Genomic DNA, 18,401 nt, shown 5'->3' with positions numbered 1-18,401 from the left:
GAGCGAGGATGTCCCATAGTCATCCATGTAAGACCACAGATGCTCTCTCCTTTATCTCTTCTCTTATCACTCCCACCACCGGACCAGATCCAGTAAAAATGTTGCTATCCCCGACCGTGCAGAAGCACGAGCAGGGAGGAGTTAAGCAACGCTTGTCCTTCAGTAAGTCAAGTGTAGAACTCCTCCACGCAGATCGGGTCACGTCTGACGGCTGCCGGGGTGGTGACCAGCGATGAGTGTGGTGGTGAGGTCATGCAAGAAGCCTGAAACGCGACAAACACGGCGAAAACAGGCCAAAGGTCAGACCTGGGGAAGGGTCTGGGATGCTCGAAAGTCATCCATGTTAACCACAGTCCTACCCTCTTCTCTTCTTCTCTTATCACTCCCCCACCCCCTGACCCAGGCCACCCCGGACCGGCCTCACCGTCTCACGCAAGAACCTGTGGAAATCTCTCTTGCGCGCCCGAAAACTCCGAAACGCGACAAGCACGACGAAAACCCCCTAAAGGTCAGACCTACAACATGAGAGCCGTTCTGCGCGCCCGCAACCCGAAGCGCGATGAACACGACGAAAAACCGCGAAAGGTCAGACCTCGAAACGCCTTCTCGCTCACCTTTCTCATGTGCGGGGGACTGGCATCCACTAGGGCGTGAGTTCAGATTCCGAACTCGCTGCTAGACTATGTATATGCACATTACCCTCACCCCGCCCGCCCTGACCATCACGGCCCCCGCCTCCTGGCTTGACCTAGCCGACACCATCAGCGCCCGCCACGATGCCGCCGAGAAAGACGCCTGGACCCAGCAGCGCGACACCGCAGCCGCTCATGCGCTGTGGGAGCAGTCCGGGAAGCCCGGCGGATCCTTTTTTTCCGCCGTCAACGCCCGCCGCGACATGCAGGGCCTCAAACCCTACGGCAAGAGCCTGCTGTACGGCTGGCTCAGGGGCGGCGAAGCCCTCGCGCGCGGCCTGACCTGCGCAACGCCATCTGAGGCGACGGCGGCGGGCTACGCGCTGCAAGATGCGCTGGTGGGGTCAACAGTGACTGCTGCCGTTGCAGAGGTGCAGGGGCAGGTTGACGCAGGCAAACACAGACGAAAAGCCGCCCCATCAGCGCCTGATGGCTGCACGTTCCGGGCGGTGCCGCTGGAGGCCATAGACACCCTCGACGCCCTGCAAGAACGCCTGGCCCGCGTGGCCGGTGAGCAGCGGATAGAGATGCCCACAGGCGCGCCGGAGCAACTCGCCGCGCTGATCACGGCCGTGTCCGCGCTCCCCGACGCAGGCCTCGCCGCTCTGCTCGGCGCGCAGGATCACGTGCTCATACACATCGACGTGCTGCGAGAGCTGCAGCGCCGCGCCGGGGCTGACTGATGCTGATCGCGTTCACGCTGCCGTTCAAGCATGGCCCCGGTACCTACATGACCTGGCTTGCAACCCAGGGGTGCGTGTGCTGCGGGGTCAAGCCTGTGGTGCTGCACCACCTCGCCGTGTGGGGTCTGCCGCGAAAACTCCGCAACCCGCTCAGGGACTACGTGGTCGTCTCTGTCTGCCCGCACCACCACGACGACACGGGGGACAGGCAGGCCGCTCACCGTATGGCCCAAGACGCCTGGCTGAGTGCCTGGGGATACCCAGACGCCGACACCCTCCTACTGGCCGCCCTACGCGCCTACAGCGCAGCGCACGGCCTAGTGCCGCCGCCGCGTCTCGGGGCGCAGCAGCTTGCGCAGTGGCTGCGAGATACAGAGGCGGCCTGACCGCCCCTCCAAGGACTACCCGGGCGCGCAGCGCGCCCGGGTAGTCCTCCTACACCCTGGGTTCATCCCGCCAGCCGCCGCCGCCCGCCGAACGACCCGCGACCGCCCCTGCAGAAGGGACTCGGGCGCGCAGCGCGCCCGAGTCCCCAGTAACCCCCGCTCCTCACCCCTCAGCACTTTGCAAAACGCGCCGCGCAGCACGCTGGAGAATGCAAAAGCGCTGTCGACACAAAACGCGGATAGTACCCCCTACCCCCCACTGCCGGGGGTGCTTCGCGTGCAGCACGCGGAAAACGCTGGTACTATGTATGTATGCAGACGTGCCGCACAGCACAGGTGGATGACATGAGGACAAAGCTAGAGCGTTTCTGCCGCTCGCACTCAGTCATTCGTCGAGGCCCTCATGCCTGTACCTGTCCCCCGTCCGTACCCTCCCCAACCCGCACCTGATCCACAGGTCCGCGTCAGAAAAATCCTGCGTCTGGAGCAGTCGTGAGGCCCTTGCAGCCGCTCGCGCTCATCAGCGGGCCGCACGCCAAACTGCTGGCTGAGTCTGTCGCCGCGTACACCAACGGACGTGCGGTAGACGCACGGCAGACCCGCTGTCCTGACGAGACCGCCACGCTGGCCGCCGACGCCGCGTGTTGGGATAGGTCGCTCAACTGCGACCCAGACGAGTCAGACCCGGTGATCGTGTATATCTCCGAGCCGATCGGGGACCCTGAGCTTCCCCCCTACTGCCGTCACGTCAGAACACAGGCTGGCTGCGACATCAGCGCGCTGGCCGCCGGGCTGGCGCAGGAGCTGTCGCTGTGAGTGCGGTGGTGGTGATCACCGGCCCGGCAGCCCACGAACTAGCCCTGCGCGCGTCGCACTACCTGCCGGGGGTGCGGGTGCAGGACCGCAGCAGCTACGCGCACGGGCCGGACCACGAAGCGCTGAGCATTCTCGCCTGGGGTGCCAGTAGCGGCCCCGACAGCGAGAGCGTCATCATCACCGCGCCTCAGGTTGATCTGCCTCCTGTGCGGCTGCCACCTACTGCTCAGTGGATCTATGCCACGCCCAGGACCTCGCCCGCTGTGGCCCTGCTGGCGATGACGCGGGCGCAGGAGGCGATCAGATGATCTTTCCCTACCTGACCACAGCGACGCGGCTTGAGCGTCCAAGCGCAGTTCAGATTCTGAACTCAGATCAGGCCGTGAAGCTGGATGCCCAGGTGCTTGCCTGCCTGTCTGAGCACTACACCTGTGGAGCCACGGCACCCGACATCTCGATGACCCTCAGCCGCCCCGCCACACACGTCCTGCACGCACTCGCCCGGCTCCAGCACGAGGGCCGCATCGCTGTGGTGAGTGGTGAGGGTATGACGGCCGTGCACTGCATCCCCACGCACAGTCGAGCAACTGCTGAACGGGTGCAGCGCGAAGAGATCGAAGAGTTTTTGAGCGACCTGGGGATCAAGCGTCGGAGGGTCAGATGACGAACAGCAGAGCGAAAGGTGCGAGGGGAGAACTCGAGTTCGCGAAACTCTTGACCGCCGCAGGACACCCCGCCGAACGCGGCGTGCAGCATGCGGGCGGTGTGGAGTCGCCTGACGTTCGGTGCTCCTCGATGCCCGGGGTGCACTGGGAGGTTAAGCGCATGAAAGACAACTGCATGAGCGCCCCCGCCGCTGTGGCCGACTGGAGGGCGCAGGCAGAGCGAGATGCGGGCGGGAAGAAGATTGCCGTCATCGCGCACCGCTGGAACAACGGCCCCTGGTGGTGTGGCCTCTGCCTGCCCGGGCTGCCGGTGATCTGGCTGCGCGCAGACGCGTTTCTCGCCGCACCCCTGAGCATCATCGAGAGGTTGACATGACGTTTGAGTACACACCGCAGGCCCTGCAGATCGGAGAGGAGCTGCGCCGCCGGAAGGCTGCCCGGAAACGGATGCGGACCATTGACGATGACGGCGAGGGCCACCCGCAGGACCACGACACCGCGCGCAGCATCGGCACGCACCTGCGGCGGCTGAGGCGGGCGCAGGGGGAGCCAGAGCGGCCCGGCTATGACCCTGAGGTGCAGCAAGAAGCGAAGCGGCGGCGGGAGATCAAGAAGGCGCGCCGCAGGGACAGGGAGGAGCTGGAATGAAGACTCTGCGCACCAGGAACCGACAGGACGCGCGCAGGCAGATGCAACTCGCTGTGGTGTCTGCTATCAGTCTGGCGATCATCAACGGGTCAGAGCTGCGCCCGGGAAGGACGTGTGGAGGCGGGAAGGACTGGCCTGCGGGACCGCCTGCGTTCGTCCCGCTCGACCTCGGGAGTTTCCACCCGCTCAAAACGACCCGCCCGCCCGTCAGCGCACCAGCAGCGCGCGCGCGAAAGCAGCAGGTGCTGGTCGCTGCCGGCCAGGCCTCACAGCAGCAGATCGACGCGCTGGAGCGATACCGTGCCGCCGCGCCCGCACCTGTGGCTGGCGTCCCCACAGCGACATACGCCGTCAGGCCGAACGTGCGCATCAACACCCGCGACGGCTACACCCTGAGCGTCGCCGCGCCGGGCCTGCTGCTGTCCGGTTCCCTCGGTCAAGTCGTCGCGGCGAAGGAAGACGGCACGCCCGTGACACTCTGGGATCACCTCAGGCTTGAAACTCGCGAACCCGTGCGGCTGAAGGTTGACGGAAAAACGCAGCGCCTAGTGTGGGCAGACTGGACCGCGCCCGAGCACCGCCAGCGCTGGCTCGCCGCTGCCGCCGCTGTGGAGCTGCTGCGGGTTGACGAGGCCTGGAGCGGGACTGAAGAACAGCGACTGGCACGCAAGCGCGCAGAGAAGAACGGCGTGAGGGCTGCACGGCGCGCAGATGTGAAGTGGCGACAGCGACAGGATCGAGTCTCAGCCGCGCAGATTAGCTGAGCGCGCAGGCGCAGCTAATCTGCGCTAAATCAACAAAAGTCTGCGGCTCTGACGTGATGCCAGGGCCGCAGACTGTGGGTGTCGGTTAGGGGGTATCAGCCGACCTCAGCCCAACCATACGCAGATACTGAGAGATCTTCAGACCTGCCTTATCGGCTTCAGCCTTGATTTTTGCGTGCTCAACGTCGGAAAGTCTGACGCCGACCACCTTCTCTCGCTCGGTGACCATCGGGGTGCGCGTGTCTTTCTTCATGACTCAGGGTAACACGCAAAACCCCGTATACCGCTACCCCCCCGATACCCCCATCGCACGGTACGCACCTGATTGACAACTACCGTTAACGGTATATACTTCTCTTATGAAGAACGCACTGACCGCCGCCCCCGAGAGCGACGCCCCCCTCACCTACCCCGCCCTCCTCAAGGCCATCCGCGCAGACGGCATCACCATCCCCGCATCGCCGCCCGCGCTCGCAAGCTCGCAGACCAGATCAGCGAAGACGGCTACATCGACGACGAGAAACTGGAGAAGCTGGTCGACGCCGCCATCGGTCACATCGAAGAGGTTGAAGACTGGGCGCGCAGCTGGGGCACCACCTCCGACACCCTGACCCTGATCGAGGGTATCCGCGCCGACTGTGCCCGCCTCGAGGTTGACCTGACCGACCTGGGCAACCTCGATGAACTGCTCACCGGGGAGGCGGAGCGCGTCGCCGATCAGCTGGCCGCCGATGCGCTGGACGACGACGAAGAGGAAGACGACGACACCGACACCGAGGAGAACACCATGACCAACGAAACGAACAGCCCGCTCAACCCCGCCCCCGCCACGCAGCCTCTCGCCACCGAGGAGAACACTATGACCCACAGCACCGCACTGACCGCCCGCATCGCAGCCCTCAACGCCGCCGACGCACACCTGAAGACCATGCCGACTGGAGACCTGTACGTGCCCGACGGTCTGACCAGCGTTCTGGTGCTGGTCAATCACGAAGAGCACGGTCACGCGCTTGCAAGCCTGAGCCGGAGCGCGCTCCAGCTTGCTGACGGGCAGATCAGCAGCCCTTACAACATCATCGAGGAGAAGGGCGTCTACCTGCTCCCCCTCGAAGAAGAGAAGATCGAGGAAGGCGATACGCAGGAAGTTTTCCCCGGCCACTACATCTTCTTCGATGCAGATAGTGATGCAGTGTGGGGGCCGGCCCTCGAAACGAACACGATCGAAAACCGGCGCATGCTGCTCGCTGGTGAGAGCGTGCACCTGAAGATCGCAGACGAAGAGTCGGACTGCTACCTCGCCACTGAGGACGCCGTGGAGCTCTTCTCGCACAGCACCGCGTTCTGGTACGACATCATCGACGCCGGGCGCACCGAACCGGACGGCTGGCTGGTAGACACCGCAGAGAAAGACGCGCCGATCTTCCTTTAACCCTCACCGCCCCGGCCTCACCGCCGGGGCTTCTCAGACCCACAGGAGGCCCACCATGACCCAGATCGCCGCCCACACCCGCAAGCGCGCCGCCGCACAGGCTCGGACCGAAGCAGACACCGAAGGCCGCGCGCAGGCCATCTTGACCGCCGCACTCGCCCCGACCGCCACACGCCACGCCGTCATCACCTCCGGCGGCGAACAGTACCTGTGCTACGCCTCTCCCGAGATCCCCGACGCCGTGGCGCTGGAGCGTGAACGCAGGCTCCTGGCGAGACTTGAGCAGTTGTGCGTTTCGCCCGAAGAGATCGCGACTGTTGAGACTGAGGTTGCTGAAGAGAACGAGGCCTTCTGGGTCGCACAAGCCGTATGGCAGTCCGCGCCAGAAGGCAGCCCCGCCGAGAAGAAGGCCGATCGCGCGATGATGTACGCGCTGGCTAAGCAGTTGGCAGCCGGGGCACGACTCAATGACCTTACACGCAGATGTGAGGCTCGGGAGATCGTCGCCCTGTATCTGACTGAGACCGACCGACTGCTGGTTCTCTCGGCTGACGAGGTGTGGGCTGAGTACGTTGGCTGCGAGGCCCGCACCGCCGGGCTGCTCCAGAGCGACGCGGCGTATGTGCGGGAGGAGCTACTGATCGGTGCCCTGATGCGCGCGAGTGAGACCTGCGGTTATGGCCTGGCGTGCGTCAGGCTCGACTAACCCACCCCGCCCCGGCCACCACGCCGGGGCCCCTCACACTCCAGGAGACTAACCATGACCCACCCCCTAGAAGTCCGCGCCGCCGGGCAGACCATCCCAGCCGCAACCTGCAGCACCGAGCGGGAGGCCGTTATCGCTGCGCTAGTCGCGCTGAAACTGCCGACTCGGGGTGCGCAGATCACCCTGATGCGCGACGACACTGTGGTTGAGTTCGCAGTGACCGCGAACGACCAGGTCATCCTCGACGGTTCGCTGGTGCGCGCGTGAGCCGTACCGCAGAGGGCAAGTTAGGCGCTCACCCCAGTGAGCGCGCCGCGCCAGCGCGGCCCCCTTCCACCACCCGCCCCGCCACCTACGGCCACCCCTTCACCATCTTCTCCATCTTGCGCCTCGCCGCCGCCGGTGAGCTGACCGTGCGCCCGCGCCTGGCCGTGCACCTCGCTAGTGTCTACTGCTGCCCCCTGATGGCCGCCCAGGACGCGCTGAGTGAGTGTCGAGACGGCCTGATCACCACAGAGCCGGGCAGCCAGACCTACGAGCTGAGCACCGAGGGCCGGGAGCTGCTGGGGCGCGGGGGAGCTTGACCTTCTCGCCGCGCCGGGGTACACTTTTTGTTATAGGTCAGTAATGACTGCAGGACCCCTACAACCCAGTTCAGATTCTGAACTCACCCGCCCCGCCTGCCACCCGTGCAGCGCGGGGCTTTTTGCCGTATGACACCTGAGAACCGTCCGCCCCGCATGCCCGCCCGCTTCTGGTCGCCCAAATACTGGGTCACTGTCGGCGGCATCAGCTACTGCGCGCCGCTGGTGCTTGAGAGCGAGGACCTGGAGACTCACCCCGCCTGCAACGCCTGCATGGTGTGGATGAAGCTGAACCCGCCACGGAAGCGCTGATGATGCAGGTCCGCACGAGCGTCACGACACTGATCCACGGGGACTGCCTGACCGTGATGCCAACGCTCCCAGATCAGTCGGTGGACATGATCCTGTGTGATCTTCCCTACGGCATCACGGCCTGCAAGTGGGACACAGTGATCCCGCTCGCGACACTGTGGCACCAGTACCGAAGACTCATCAAGCCGCGAGGGGCTATCGTGCTCACTGCTGCACAGCCCTTCACGAGCGCGCTGGTGATGAGCGCTCCTGATCTGTTTAAGTACGCCTGGGTCTGGGATAAGAAGGTTCCGGGTGGCATGAGCTATGCGCGGTATCAACCCATGCGACAGCATGAAGACGTGCTGGTCTTTTCGCCGTCCACTCCTCGATACTTCCCTCAGATGGTGCTGCGAGACAGGCCCATCAAGGGAAAGGCCTACGGGAAGAGCGATCTGACCACGCTGGATCAGTACATCGACCGAGATGCTCCCGCGCGCGTATACACACACAAGAATCCTTCAACGATTCTGAGCTATCTCAAGATTAGGTCTGGCGCTCAGCATCCGACGCAGAAACCGGTTCCGCTTTTCGAATACCTGATCCGCACCTACACCCAGCCTGGTGACACGGTGCTCGACAACTGCGCGGGCAGCGGCACCACTGGCGTGGCAGCTATCCGGGCCGGACGCAGTTCAGTGCTGATCGAGCGAGACGCGGCTTACTACGACATCGCAGCCGAACGCCTCCGCCAGCCGCTGGAGTCCGCGAGATGACCCCCGCCCGTCCCACCCTGATCGGCATCCGCACGCCGACCGGCACCGACTACTACAGCGTCTCGATCTTGCTTGAGCGCCACCGCCAGGGCCTGCTGACCGCCGATCACCCGGCATGGTGCGAGCTGCGACGGCTGGGTCTGTTGAGCCGCCCGAACTGAAGGAGAACGCATGAAACGATTCCTGATCCTGGCCGCCGCCCTCGCCCTGACCGCCTGCGCCCCGTCCGCCGTTGACCCCGCGCCGCCGCCCCCTGTGGTGTCTGCTCCTGCCCCGCTGATCCGGGTGATGCCTAACGCGCTGGTGCTGGTGACACTCGACGGCGAGACCGTGAGCGTCATGCACGCCGCCGACCCACAGGCGGGTGTGTGGGTACGGCTATCCGGCGGCGCTGAGTTCGCGCTGCCTCCGACTGGAATGCGCGTTGATCTGTCGCAGCCCGGACGTGTGGAGGTGCGCCGTTCCCGCGCTGACCCCTGGCTCCTGATAGCCGAGCGGACCGCGCCTGGGAAGCCGAAGCCGCCCTGAGTGGCTGCGCCCGCATGAACCCATCGCCCTCACTCAGCCACAGGAGGCACCATGACCGCACCCACCCGCACCGAACTGAAAGCCGCCGCCGACGCCTTCAACGCCGCACAAAACGACGCCGCCCTGGAGCCGCAGTACCAGCAGCTGCGCGACGCTGCCGCACAGGGCGACTACAGCCGGACCGTGCAGATCGGCGCAGCCCAGAGCAGCCATTTTTTGGCTGTCTGCGCAGATGGTGGGCTCGGCGTGACCGACACCGACCCCGGCAACCCTGACCTGAAAACATACCTGGTCTCCTGGGCCTGACCGCCCCCGCCCCCGCGCTGCCACTGTGCAGCCGGGGGTTTTCTGCGTATGACACATACACAGAGTGAAGCAGTGAACAACGTCACCTCCAGCACTGTCCCTGCGAGTGGCCCGTTCGGGAGCGCCGTCATAGCCGGTTCGCGCATCAACGCATCCCCGACGATCCCGGAACTGATGGATACCCTTCGTCTGGGCCGCGTCCAGCGCGACCGGGGAACTACACTCCCGGTCGCGCTGGACGGCGCTAACGGGCCGACGACGGACGAGAAGCTCGCACCAAAGTGGAACTTACTACGCGCTGCGGCTGAGAATGGCGAGCTTCAGGTCATCGTGACCTTCTCATATGACCACGATCTTCAGGACGTTTTTCTTGAGCGGTGTCTGGCCCAAGGTCTTTCTGTCAAAGCCCTGGAAATTGTTCCGCTTCAGTGCTTCAGCGATGACTGCGGGCAGCCTGGACATCGGTGCCCCGAGTATGTCGTCCTGGTAGTCAGTTTCCGTCCTGGCGACCTCAGCAAGCCGGCCCCAAAGTCGCCGCCCCCGCCCCGGCCTTACATCCCGATTTACGACGGTCGATTCTGACCGCCTGCCCCCGCGCTGCTGAGATGCAGGCGGGGGTTTTCTGCGTATGACACACACAGAGAGCGGCCCTGCGCCCAAAGATGCGTTTGAATACCAGGCCCCCACGCCCGAGCAGATCACCCAGATCACCGCCGTCCGCGAGGCCCTGAAGACCGCCCGGGATGCCCTGCTGGAGCACGTACCCGCAGGCCGCTGCCGCGCGCTCGCGATCACGAAAATCGAGGAGTGCAGCATGTGGTCGAACAAGGGGATCGTGTTTGAGTGACCGCCCCGCCCCGCAGAGATGCGGGGTTTTCTGCGTATGACCCGCCCACCCATCGCACTCGGCGACATCCACGGCCGCCTCGACCTGCTCGACGCCGCCATCGCCCGCTTCCCCGACCGCCAGCTGCTCCTTCTCGGAGACTATGTCGATCGCGGCCCCGACTCTCGCGGCTGCATCCAGCGCGTGAGGGAGCTGGTTGACAGCGGGAGGGCAGTGGCGCTGCTCGGAAACCATGACCTGTTCATGGTGGAGGCCGTGCTGCGGGGCCAGTCCCGCGAGCTGTGGATCATGAACGGCGGCAGCACCACGCTGGCGGGGTACGAGGGTGAGCCGGACGCGCTGGAGGCTGATGCGCGGTGGATGATCGCCAGCCTGAAGCCCTGGCACGTGCAGGACGGGACCATGTTCAGCCACGCGATGCGGCCAGACCCCACAGGCCAGGACGACGACGCCCACCTGTGGGGCCGCCCGGGTAACACGCCCGTCTACCCCCTGCCTGAAGGTGTGACGGTCAGCGTGCACGGCCACACCCCGCAGCAGCAGCCCAAGCGCGTCGGCCTCCAGGATGGCACCGCACTGTGGTTGATCGACACCGGTGCCGTTTTCTGGGGGACGCTGACCGCGCTGGACTGCGAGACATGGACCCCGCACGCCATCACGTGACCGACGAGGACCAGGAGGCTGAGCTGCGCGACCGCCATCACCGCACCGCCCTCCTGGTCCACCGTGAGGAGTACATGACCGCCTGGGAGCTGCTGCAGCGGGCCGCGCGCGGGGCAGAGCATCTGCGCGAGTTCGTGGAGTTTCTGGAGTTCAACGCAGCGCAGGACCCCGCCCCCGCCCTCATCGGCGGGGGCTTTCTGGGTATGACCTCACTGAGAGAAGCACTCGCTGACGCCCGCACGCAGCGCACCGCCCCGGCCCGCGAACCATTGCAGCGGCATGAAGCGAGGGCGCAGCCGGACCGCAGCTTTGAGCAGCAGCAGCTCCTGCACCTGACCCGCAACGAGACCCGCGTACTCATCGCACAGGAGCGCATCTCGCCCGCTGTGGTCGACGCCGCGCCCCAGGTGCAGGTGTACCCGCCGACCCCGCTGATAGATCAGCTGATCGCCTCGCTGAAGGGTGAAAGCCTCGGAGCCGGAGCGACCCGACTCCTTCACCTGGTAGAAGAAGAGCTGCGGGGGCGCTGACCCAGTTCAGAATCTGAACCCTTGAAACTTATTTCACTAACTGAGAGCGCTCCGCCTCAGGGCCTTTCCCCGACACCAACCCACACCCCCTAAACACCCGCCAGAACATCTACATAGAGCGCTGGCAAGGTAGAGAGGCAGGGCAAGAGGCTAGATAGACCAAGATCCTCCGCCCCGCCCCTACGGCCCTCAGGTAAGCGAGGCCCTCAGACCGCTCACACACGCAAAAAGAGCAGCACAACAGCACCCGCCTGAACCTGCGCCGCGCCGCCCGCCACAGCCATTAGGTGGAGCTGTGGGGCAGGGGGAGGGACTGGACGGGTTGCCCTTCTCCGAGGGCGACAGCGGGCCTGTGGCGAGGCTACTTGACCTTGACCAGCTCGCAGGCCTGCACGACCAGCGCGCTCAGTTCAGGGGCGGGCACCACAGAGAAGAACATCTGTGTGCGCTCCTTCGTCAGGAGCCACACCTGCTTGCCGCCGCCAGGCACCGGGCCGACCTTCTTGACTGTCGCGTTCCCCTTGCCCACCTGCACGTTGACCAGCTGATCTATCTGCGCCCCTGCGAGCGCGCCGTAGTCAAACAGTCCGTCGGGGCCGGGGGTGTCGGTATCAACGAGCCTGAACACCTTGCCGTTCCCGCAGCTGTACGTGCCCGTGAACGCCTGCACCATCTGGTTCAGCTCCGCACGCTGCACTGGCGTGACCTGCGCACCCGCTGTGGTGAGGGCGAGGGCCGCCGCCAGAAAGATCTTTTTCATCCGTCCAGGCTATCCCGGGTAGAGCACACAAGAGGCAAAAATCTCATGCCGCACGCAGGGAAGGAGGGCCACATGACCAGGAAACCAAAGACGCCCTCCCCTGCCCCGGTAGAGAAGAAGGCAGTGGTAAAGAAGCCGAGCGCAGCAAAGCAGAACGGTTCACGCATTGACCTGGCGCACCGTGAGCGCCTGTTCTCCTACGAGTTCCACCACAACGGCGGGAACGCGACCCAGGCAGCCATACAGGCGGGATACAGTCCCCGTAGTGCGCAGACGCAGGGCAGCGAACTCCTATCAAGTCCTATGGTCATCACGCACCTGCAAAACCTCAGCGCCCAGAGCGCCCGCGACAGCATCGCCGACGCCATCGAGGTGCACGAAGCCCTGACCGACATCCTCAGGGGCAAGGTTGACCACATCTATCCGACGAAGAGCGGCCTACTCACTGGACCACCTCCGACCGGCGACCGCATCAAGGCCGCCAGTGAGCTCCAGAAGATGCGCGGTGGGTACGCCCCTGTGAAGGTTGAGCACCAGGTCCAGAACCACGTCCAGATCTGGATGCTCCAGTCTCTGCAAGTCATCCAGCAGCGCCTGAAGCTGTCACAGCAGGAGCTTGACGCCCTGGCCTCAGCCCTGCCCGCCCTGACGCTGGACCAGGTGAAGTGAGCATCTTTCTGTAAGGGGCGTAAAAATATGCCTCTAAGCAGGTCATAAGTCCGGGATATGGCCTGCATCCCGCTAGACGCTACGCCTTGAACATAAAAGGCACGTCTAAGGGGGTCCGATGAGCATCCAACAGCAGATAGACCGCATCCTCGGCAGGGGCGGCCCCGAACACAGCGGCACCATCAATCCCTCAGAGCTGCTGAAGGCCGCGCGCAGCAATGACCTGAACCGGTATCAGCGTGACTTGCTGGGATACGCCGCCTCTGAGTGTGGCTTCGTCCCCTGGGAGTCGCCGGGGGATCATGACTCGCAGGCTGGCCTGTATCGTGCCATTCAGCAGAGCGTGAACGCGCAGCTTGACGGCGAGCCTGCGACGTACGAGTTCTCTATCAAGAGCGGCCACGGCCTCGGGAAGACCATCTCTGCGGCAGTCCTGGTGAACTGGTTTTTTGATGCGTTCCCGGACAGCATCATCCTGACCTCGGCACCCACAGCCAAACAGGTGAAGCTGCTGCTCTGGAAGGACATCAGGCGCACCCGGCCCGCAGCAGGCCAGCATCACCTCCAACCTGTGGAAAGCAGCATGAGCAAGAGCGCGACACACTGGGCGCTCGGCTCAGCCACATCAAACGCAGGCGGCCAGGGATCAGCGCGCATGCAGGGACAGCACGCGCCGTTCATGCTGTTCATCTTTGATGAAGCGGACGGGGTGGATAAGTACCTGTACGAGGCTGTTTCCGGCATGATGACCAGCATCGCGCCCGGTAACGTGGCGATCTTCCTGCGCATCGGCAACCCGCAGTCCCGGAGCAGCGAGTTCCACAGGCGGCATGACGCGCCGGGCGTCATGAGTCTGAACTTCGACGTGCTGGACTATCCGAACGTGCTGAGCGGAGACGAGATCATCCCCGGCGGCACTGGGCGCACCTGGGTAAACCTGCGCATCGGCATGGACTGCACCGCCACACCCGTGCACGACGAGAACCAGTTCACCTTCTCGGTTGACTGGCCCACTGTGGACAAGAACGGCACCCAGGTTCCCGCGGGTCATCCACTCCTACCGAACAGTGAATTCCTGTGGCGGGCGCGCGGCATCACGCCGCCCAACGCCATGTCCGACACCGTGATCGGTGAGGGCAGGTATCTGGGAGCGCTGCACCGCGAGGTAGAGCCAACCGTGGACGATGTGCGCAAGATCTATATCGGGGCGGATATGGCGAGATTCGGCACGGATGTGGGCACGATCTACATGCGGCAGTCGCTTCGAATCCGCAAGATTGCCAGCATTCATCAGCAAGACGGGCACGCGTACCTGGCTGAAGTCGCTAAAGCGATGGAAGCCGGGATCGCCGAGGCCGGCTGCTATGACCTCGAAGGCTTGCCGGTCGAGGTCAGTATCCGGGTGGACGGCAGCGGCGGCTACGGTACCACGCTGATCGACCTCCTGAAGTTGGTGGAGATGCCTCCGGGCGTGACCATGACCATCCACGAGGTTTCGTTCGGCGCGTCGGCATCTGATCCGACTGCCTACTACGACATTGCAACTGAGATGTACGCGAGTACAGATGACGTGCTGGCGTACCACAGAGTCGAGGCCGACGACCCGCAGCTCAAGATCGAGCTGACTGATCGCAAGATCAGTTTCCGGCCCGGCAGAGACAAGCGCGTCGTCAGGAAGCTGGAGAAGAAAGACGACTTCAAGAAGCGGCACAAGCGCAGCCCGGACGACGGGGACGGCTTCGTGCTGTGCGCTGCGGAAGAGCAACTGTTCCTCAAGAAGAAGAAGAAATTCTTCTTCGGCACCGTGCGATGAAGGAAGGAGGTGAGACATGAACCTATGGGAACGCATGAACCGCCCGCTGTGGGGACGGGAAGAGAAGTCTGAACAGCCACACGAGGTCAAGGGCGTGACCATCACGACCGAGAGCAATAACGCGCCGTACATCCCAGTGGCGGCGGGCGTCCGGCCTCCCAGCCTGTCCGGCAACATCACCCTTTCCCGCGCGGTTTCGGCAGGACTTGAACAGTCAAGCTGGTTGCAGACCGCACTCACGAAGAAGGCGAGGGCCGCAGCGTCTGTCCCACTGATGCTGGAGCACAGAAGCAGGAAGGGCTGGATCCGGCAGGAAGGCGGCAAAGATCCGGCTGGCCTGCTTGTCGGACTCCTGGCGACCCCGCACCCACACCTGAGCATGCAGGACATCCTCGAGCGGATGGTCATGCATCTGGAGATCACCGGGAACGCGCTGCTGCACCGGGTGAAGACCTCAGACGGTCGGACCCTGGAACTGGAGCCGATCGACCCCAGCACCATCAAGCCGAAGCGGACGGACCTGTGGATCACCGGCTACGAGTACCGGGACCGGAGGGGCAAGCTCCACACGCTGCCGCTGAACGAAGTCTCGCACTTCATGTATCAGAATCCCGCAGACCTGCACTGGGGACTGTCCCCGGCGAAGTCCGCAGCGCTCGCAGTAGACACCGACCTCGAGGCGCAGCGCTGGAACCGCAGCGTGATCGGCGGCGGCGCGAGGCCTGCGGGTGTAGTGCTCCTTGACGGCGCGCTGGACGAAGACGAGCAGCAACTGGCGTATGACCAGGTGAACGCGCAGATCAGTGGAGCGAGCGGCGCATCCCGCTTTATGGTCTTCGGCGGGGCGACGAAGGTTGAGAGCTTCGGCTGGAACTCCGCAGAAATGGACTTCCTGGCCGGGAGAAAATTCTCCCGTGACGAAATCTGCGCGGTCCTGGGAGTGCCCAGCATCCTGGTGAGCCAGGGTCAGGACGCGACGTATTCCAACATGGAGGCAGCAAAGCGGCACCTGTGGGAAGACACGCTGGTTCCGCTCCTGCAAGACATCGCGTCCACGCTGGGGAAAGACCTCCTGGCAGATTTCCAGCTTGACCCCAAGAAATACCGCATCGTTCCTGACCTGACCAACGTGCCCGCGCTGAGAGAGAACGAAGCCACACGTCTGAAGAACATCAGCACCCAGGCCGGGGCCGCCGCGCTCCTGCTGCGGGGAGGGCAGTTCACCCCGGAGAGCATCGCCGAGGCTGTCGGGCTGAACCTGGTCACGGTTGAGCAAGCCGTCGCAGTCACAGCGCTGAAGAGCCTGTCGCCCGCCGCCCGGGCGCATCTGGAAGTCAAGCACGCGCTGGAACTGGACGAACTCACGCCCGCGCAGTGCATGAACCTGGTGCGCCGAATCAAGGAGGAAACAGCATGACAAGACTTGATCCAGTTGATCACGACCCCATCCTGCGGGAGATGCGCCAACTCGTCCGCGAGTTCGGCGGCGATCTGGAGTACAGCGAGGAGAACGGACAGGGCTTCTGTCGGGCGTGGTTCCCTAGCTCAGAACCGATGGCACGGATGGAGCTTGAAGCCTATAGAGCGCACATACTCACCGTCCCCACAGAGGACTGGGAGGGAACAGCATGACCTACGAAAGAAAGAACGCTCAGCCGTCCGGCCCCATGCCGGGCACTGAGACCAAGAGCATCATCACGAAGTTTGAGTTCAAGGCAGCGGACAGCGGCGACAACGGCAGCTTCGAGGGCCACGCGGCGCACTTTGACAGCACCGACAGCCACGGCGACATCATCAAGCCTGGCGCGTTCACCAAGACCATCACCGAGCGGAAGGGCAAAGTCAAGCTGCTGTGGAACCACGACATGTGGGGACTCCCCATCGGCAGGCCCACTGAGCTGAAAGAAGACAGCCAGGGCCTGGCGTTCACCGCAGACTTCGCAGGCACGCAGATGGCGCAGGACGTGCGCAACCTCATGACCGAGGGCATCGTGGACAGTATGAGCATCGGGTACAGCACGGTGAAGTGGATGGAGGGTGCAGAGAACGATACCTACTTCCGGCAGCTGCTGGAACTGAAGTTGTACGAGATCTCGCCCGTTAACATCCCTTCTAATCCCCTGGCAACCATCACGGGCACGAAGGCCGCTGTGGATAAGATCGAGGCCACGGTGCTGGAGCTTGACCGCATCATCGCTGCCGGAATCAAGAGCGGTCGGCCCCTCAGCGCCGAGAACATCAAGGGCATCCGGGCCGCGTACAAACACCTGGGCGCGCTGGTGGCAGAGCAACCACAGGTGGCCGAGGAAGCAAAGGCGTCTGACCTGGTGTCTGCGCTGTCCGGCTTCTCTTTCACGTCTACCGAGGTCAAGAACGAGGCGCAGACCATCGAGGCAGAGATCGCCGCTGCCATCCGCAACATCAGCTTTACCTGAACCCAGCACCTCGCACTCTGGGGAGACACGCGGAGCCGCCAACGCACTCAAGCGCCCCACAGCCGCACCCACCCGCTGACCAGCCGCCCCCGCACTGGTTATGCCGTCCGTGATGTCAAGGCACACCGACCCCTCACATGCCACAGGAGGCACACACCATGAGCTACGAAACCAAGAACGAAGGCACCAACAGCAAGCCCGACAGCACCACCGAAGTCATCAAGACCGAGCTGGCCCGCATCGGCACCGAGATGAAGGGCGCAATGGACGCGCAGAGCATCGAGCTGAAGAAGTTCGGCCAGACCACGCAGGAAACCGGCACTCAGATCAGCGCCCTGGGTGAGAAGTACACCACCCTGGAAGCCGAGATGAAGGCGCGGATCGACGGCATCGAGGCCAAGGCCGGACGCCTGCCCGCCGGTGGTGAGCGCGAGGAGTACAAGAGCCTGGGCCGCCAGTTCGTCGGGTCCGAGGCGTTCAAGAACGCGCAGGCTGGCCTGAAGGCGGGCCACGTTGACGTGATGTTCGAGGCCAAGGCCGTACCCATGACCAGCGGCACCAACGCCCCAGGTGTGGTTCAGGCTCAGGTGCTCGGCTACCGTGAGAGCCGCGAGGCCCTCGCCATCCGCCCCCTGTTCGCGCAGGGGCAGACCGAGAGCGACAGCATCAAGCTGCCGCAGGTGCAGAGCTGGACCAACGCCGCCGCGCAGGTCAAGCCCGGCAACAAGAAGCCCGAGAGCACCGGGAACTTCAAGGTCGTGACCTTCCCGGTGGTGGACATCGCCACCTTCGTGCGCGTCCACCGCAACATGATCAACGACGCTGCCTTCGTGCAGTCGGTGATCGACGAGCGCCTGCAGCGTGGCCTGCGCAGCGCTGAGAACGCCGCGTTCATCAAGGGCGACGGCGCGGACGACACCATCAAGGGCGTCCTGGCGCAGAGTGCAACCTTCGCCCGACATGCTGTGGGGGACACCAAGCTCGACGTGCTGCGCCGGGCCGCCACCGACCTGCGCATGAACGAGCACGTGCCTGACGCCCTGGTCGTGCACCCGTACGACCTGGAGGACATCGAGCTGCTGAAGGGCAACGATGACCACTACATCTACGGCGTGACCATGGGCCCCGACGGACGCCCCCGCGTCTGGCGCATGCCTGTGGTGGACACCCCCCACGTCGACGAAGGCCAGTTCATCGCTGGCGACTTCGCGGGCTCCGGCCAGGTGTTCCAGCGCGAGGAGATCAACATCCGCACGTTCGAGCAGGACGCGGACAACGTGACGTACAACCTGATGACCATCCGCGCTGAAGAGCGTCTCGGCCTGGTGATCTTCGACATCACGGCGTTCGTGAAGGGCACCTACACGGTCTGATCTGAGAGGGGGAGAAATCCCCCTTCTCTGCGGCCCT

The 18,401-nt window shown here is 64.3% G+C and carries 29 protein-coding genes; 27 read left to right on the top strand and 2 right to left on the bottom strand.

Annotation, left to right across the window (positions count from 1 at the left end; all coding sequences use genetic code 11):
* Window positions 1-688: 688 nt before the first annotated feature.
* From BOO71_RS04115 to BOO71_RS04080, 8 genes are all read left to right on the top strand, one after another.
* The gene (locus tag BOO71_RS04115) at window positions 689-1,375 is read left to right on the top strand and encodes a hypothetical protein (protein WP_075830708.1); all 687 of its coding nucleotides are present in this window, start codon (window positions 689-691) and stop codon (window positions 1,373-1,375) included.
* On the top strand, window positions 1,375-1,761 hold the full coding sequence (locus BOO71_RS04110) for a hypothetical protein (protein WP_075830707.1): 387 nt from the start codon (window positions 1,375-1,377) through the stop codon (window positions 1,759-1,761). The genes BOO71_RS04115 and BOO71_RS04110 overlap by 1 nt, the downstream gene beginning before the upstream one ends.
* A 492-nt stretch (window positions 1,762-2,253) precedes the next feature.
* Entirely contained in the window at window positions 2,254-2,577 is a 324-nt protein-coding gene (locus BOO71_RS04105; protein ID WP_139322733.1) for a hypothetical protein, read from the top strand.
* Window positions 2,574-2,885, top strand: a complete 312-nt coding sequence (locus BOO71_RS04100; protein WP_075830705.1) for a hypothetical protein — start codon at window positions 2,574-2,576, stop codon at window positions 2,883-2,885. The genes BOO71_RS04105 and BOO71_RS04100 overlap by 4 nt, the downstream gene beginning before the upstream one ends.
* Window positions 2,882-3,241: a hypothetical protein gene (locus BOO71_RS04095; protein WP_075830704.1), complete on the top strand. Its 360-nt coding sequence runs from the start codon at window positions 2,882-2,884 to the stop codon at window positions 3,239-3,241. Before BOO71_RS04100 ends, BOO71_RS04095 begins: the two co-directional genes overlap by 4 nt.
* A 161-nt stretch (window positions 3,242-3,402) precedes the next feature.
* The gene (locus tag BOO71_RS26740; RefSeq protein ID WP_139322732.1) at window positions 3,403-3,618 is read left to right on the top strand and encodes a hypothetical protein; all 216 of its coding nucleotides are present in this window, start codon (window positions 3,403-3,405) and stop codon (window positions 3,616-3,618) included.
* Window positions 3,615-3,890, top strand: a complete 276-nt coding sequence (locus BOO71_RS04085; protein WP_075830702.1) for a hypothetical protein — start codon at window positions 3,615-3,617, stop codon at window positions 3,888-3,890. The genes BOO71_RS26740 and BOO71_RS04085 overlap by 4 nt, the downstream gene beginning before the upstream one ends.
* The gene (locus BOO71_RS04080; protein ID WP_075830701.1) at window positions 3,887-4,654 is read left to right on the top strand and encodes a hypothetical protein; all 768 of its coding nucleotides are present in this window, start codon (window positions 3,887-3,889) and stop codon (window positions 4,652-4,654) included. Before BOO71_RS04085 ends, BOO71_RS04080 begins: the two co-directional genes overlap by 4 nt.
* Before the next feature lie 85 nt (window positions 4,655-4,739).
* On the opposite strand, the gene BOO71_RS27605 is transcribed toward BOO71_RS04080, so the two are convergent.
* The gene (locus BOO71_RS27605) at window positions 4,740-4,907 is read right to left on the bottom strand and encodes a plasmid mobilization protein (protein WP_175607360.1); all 168 of its coding nucleotides are present in this window, start codon (window positions 4,905-4,907) and stop codon (window positions 4,740-4,742) included.
* A 72-nt stretch (window positions 4,908-4,979) separates the two neighbouring features.
* Between BOO71_RS27605 and BOO71_RS04075 the strand changes: the two genes are divergently transcribed.
* From BOO71_RS04075 to BOO71_RS04025, 13 genes are all read left to right on the top strand, one after another.
* Window positions 4,980-6,083 (top strand): hypothetical protein, encoded by a 1,104-nt coding sequence (locus BOO71_RS04075; RefSeq protein WP_075830700.1) that lies wholly within the window; start codon window positions 4,980-4,982, stop codon window positions 6,081-6,083.
* Between the two features lie 55 nt (window positions 6,084-6,138).
* Window positions 6,139-6,789, top strand: coding sequence for a hypothetical protein (locus tag BOO71_RS04070; RefSeq protein ID WP_075830699.1), 651 nt, complete (start codon window positions 6,139-6,141; stop codon window positions 6,787-6,789).
* A gap of 54 nt (window positions 6,790-6,843) precedes the next feature.
* Window positions 6,844-7,056: a hypothetical protein gene (locus tag BOO71_RS04065; protein WP_075830698.1), complete on the top strand. Its 213-nt coding sequence runs from the start codon at window positions 6,844-6,846 to the stop codon at window positions 7,054-7,056.
* On the top strand, window positions 7,053-7,373 hold the full coding sequence (locus tag BOO71_RS04060; protein WP_075830697.1) for a hypothetical protein: 321 nt from the start codon (window positions 7,053-7,055) through the stop codon (window positions 7,371-7,373). Before BOO71_RS04065 ends, BOO71_RS04060 begins: the two co-directional genes overlap by 4 nt.
* Before the next feature lie 156 nt (window positions 7,374-7,529).
* The gene (locus BOO71_RS27600; protein ID WP_175607359.1) at window positions 7,530-7,685 is read left to right on the top strand and encodes a hypothetical protein; all 156 of its coding nucleotides are present in this window, start codon (window positions 7,530-7,532) and stop codon (window positions 7,683-7,685) included.
* Window positions 7,652-8,440 carry a DNA-methyltransferase gene (locus BOO71_RS04055; RefSeq protein WP_217694841.1) on the top strand — a complete coding sequence of 263 codons (789 nt, stop codon included), beginning with the start codon at window positions 7,652-7,654 and terminating at the stop codon, window positions 8,438-8,440. Before BOO71_RS27600 ends, BOO71_RS04055 begins: the two co-directional genes overlap by 34 nt.
* A complete protein-coding gene (locus tag BOO71_RS27595; protein WP_175607358.1) occupies window positions 8,437-8,601 on the top strand; it encodes a hypothetical protein in 165 nt (54 codons plus the stop codon). The genes BOO71_RS04055 and BOO71_RS27595 overlap by 4 nt, the downstream gene beginning before the upstream one ends.
* A 10-nt stretch (window positions 8,602-8,611) precedes the next feature.
* The gene (locus tag BOO71_RS04050; RefSeq protein ID WP_075830696.1) at window positions 8,612-8,968 is read left to right on the top strand and encodes a hypothetical protein; all 357 of its coding nucleotides are present in this window, start codon (window positions 8,612-8,614) and stop codon (window positions 8,966-8,968) included.
* Window positions 8,969-9,019: 51 nt separating this feature from the next.
* Entirely contained in the window at window positions 9,020-9,274 is a 255-nt protein-coding gene (locus BOO71_RS04045; protein ID WP_075830695.1) for a hypothetical protein, read from the top strand.
* Window positions 9,275-9,346: 72 nt separating this feature from the next.
* Window positions 9,347-9,856 (top strand): hypothetical protein, encoded by a 510-nt coding sequence (locus tag BOO71_RS04040; protein WP_075830694.1) that lies wholly within the window; start codon window positions 9,347-9,349, stop codon window positions 9,854-9,856.
* 46 nt (window positions 9,857-9,902) lie between these two features.
* Entirely contained in the window at window positions 9,903-10,121 is a 219-nt protein-coding gene (locus BOO71_RS04035; RefSeq protein WP_075830693.1) for an Acb2/Tad1 domain-containing protein, read from the top strand.
* Window positions 10,122-10,157: 36 nt separating this feature from the next.
* Window positions 10,158-10,784: a metallophosphoesterase gene (locus BOO71_RS04030; RefSeq protein WP_175607357.1), complete on the top strand. Its 627-nt coding sequence runs from the start codon at window positions 10,158-10,160 to the stop codon at window positions 10,782-10,784.
* Window positions 10,760-11,314: a hypothetical protein gene (locus BOO71_RS04025; RefSeq protein WP_075830691.1), complete on the top strand. Its 555-nt coding sequence runs from the start codon at window positions 10,760-10,762 to the stop codon at window positions 11,312-11,314. Before BOO71_RS04030 ends, BOO71_RS04025 begins: the two co-directional genes overlap by 25 nt.
* Window positions 11,315-11,675: 361 nt before the next feature.
* On the opposite strand, the gene BOO71_RS04020 is transcribed toward BOO71_RS04025, so the two are convergent.
* A complete protein-coding gene (locus BOO71_RS04020) occupies window positions 11,676-12,074 on the bottom strand; it encodes a hypothetical protein (RefSeq protein ID WP_075830690.1) in 399 nt (132 codons plus the stop codon).
* A gap of 72 nt (window positions 12,075-12,146) precedes the next feature.
* Between BOO71_RS04020 and BOO71_RS04015 the strand changes: the two genes are divergently transcribed.
* From BOO71_RS04015 to BOO71_RS03990, 6 genes are all read left to right on the top strand, one after another.
* Window positions 12,147-12,743 carry a terminase small subunit gene (locus BOO71_RS04015; protein WP_075830689.1) on the top strand — a complete coding sequence of 199 codons (597 nt, stop codon included), beginning with the start codon at window positions 12,147-12,149 and terminating at the stop codon, window positions 12,741-12,743.
* Between the two features lie 118 nt (window positions 12,744-12,861).
* Entirely contained in the window at window positions 12,862-14,556 is a 1,695-nt protein-coding gene (locus BOO71_RS04010) for a hypothetical protein (protein ID WP_075830688.1), read from the top strand.
* Window positions 14,557-14,572: 16 nt separating this feature from the next.
* Window positions 14,573-15,973 carry a phage portal protein gene (locus BOO71_RS04005; RefSeq protein WP_075830687.1) on the top strand — a complete coding sequence of 467 codons (1,401 nt, stop codon included), beginning with the start codon at window positions 14,573-14,575 and terminating at the stop codon, window positions 15,971-15,973.
* Window positions 15,970-16,188 (top strand): hypothetical protein, encoded by a 219-nt coding sequence (locus tag BOO71_RS04000; RefSeq protein ID WP_075830686.1) that lies wholly within the window; start codon window positions 15,970-15,972, stop codon window positions 16,186-16,188. The genes BOO71_RS04005 and BOO71_RS04000 overlap by 4 nt, the downstream gene beginning before the upstream one ends.
* The gene (locus BOO71_RS03995) at window positions 16,185-16,991 is read left to right on the top strand and encodes an HK97 family phage prohead protease (protein WP_075830685.1); all 807 of its coding nucleotides are present in this window, start codon (window positions 16,185-16,187) and stop codon (window positions 16,989-16,991) included. Before BOO71_RS04000 ends, BOO71_RS03995 begins: the two co-directional genes overlap by 4 nt.
* A gap of 137 nt (window positions 16,992-17,128) precedes the next feature.
* Window positions 17,129-18,364, top strand: coding sequence for a phage major capsid protein (locus BOO71_RS03990; RefSeq protein ID WP_083652960.1), 1,236 nt, complete (start codon window positions 17,129-17,131; stop codon window positions 18,362-18,364).
* Window positions 18,365-18,401 lie beyond the last annotated feature (37 nt).

The organism is Deinococcus marmoris, from assembly GCF_001949125.1.
GTDB lineage: Bacteria > Deinococcota > Deinococci > Deinococcales > Deinococcaceae > Deinococcus > Deinococcus marmoris_A.
Note: the sequence above shows the minus strand (reverse complement) of the source record. Positions and strands in the feature narration are given on the sequence as shown.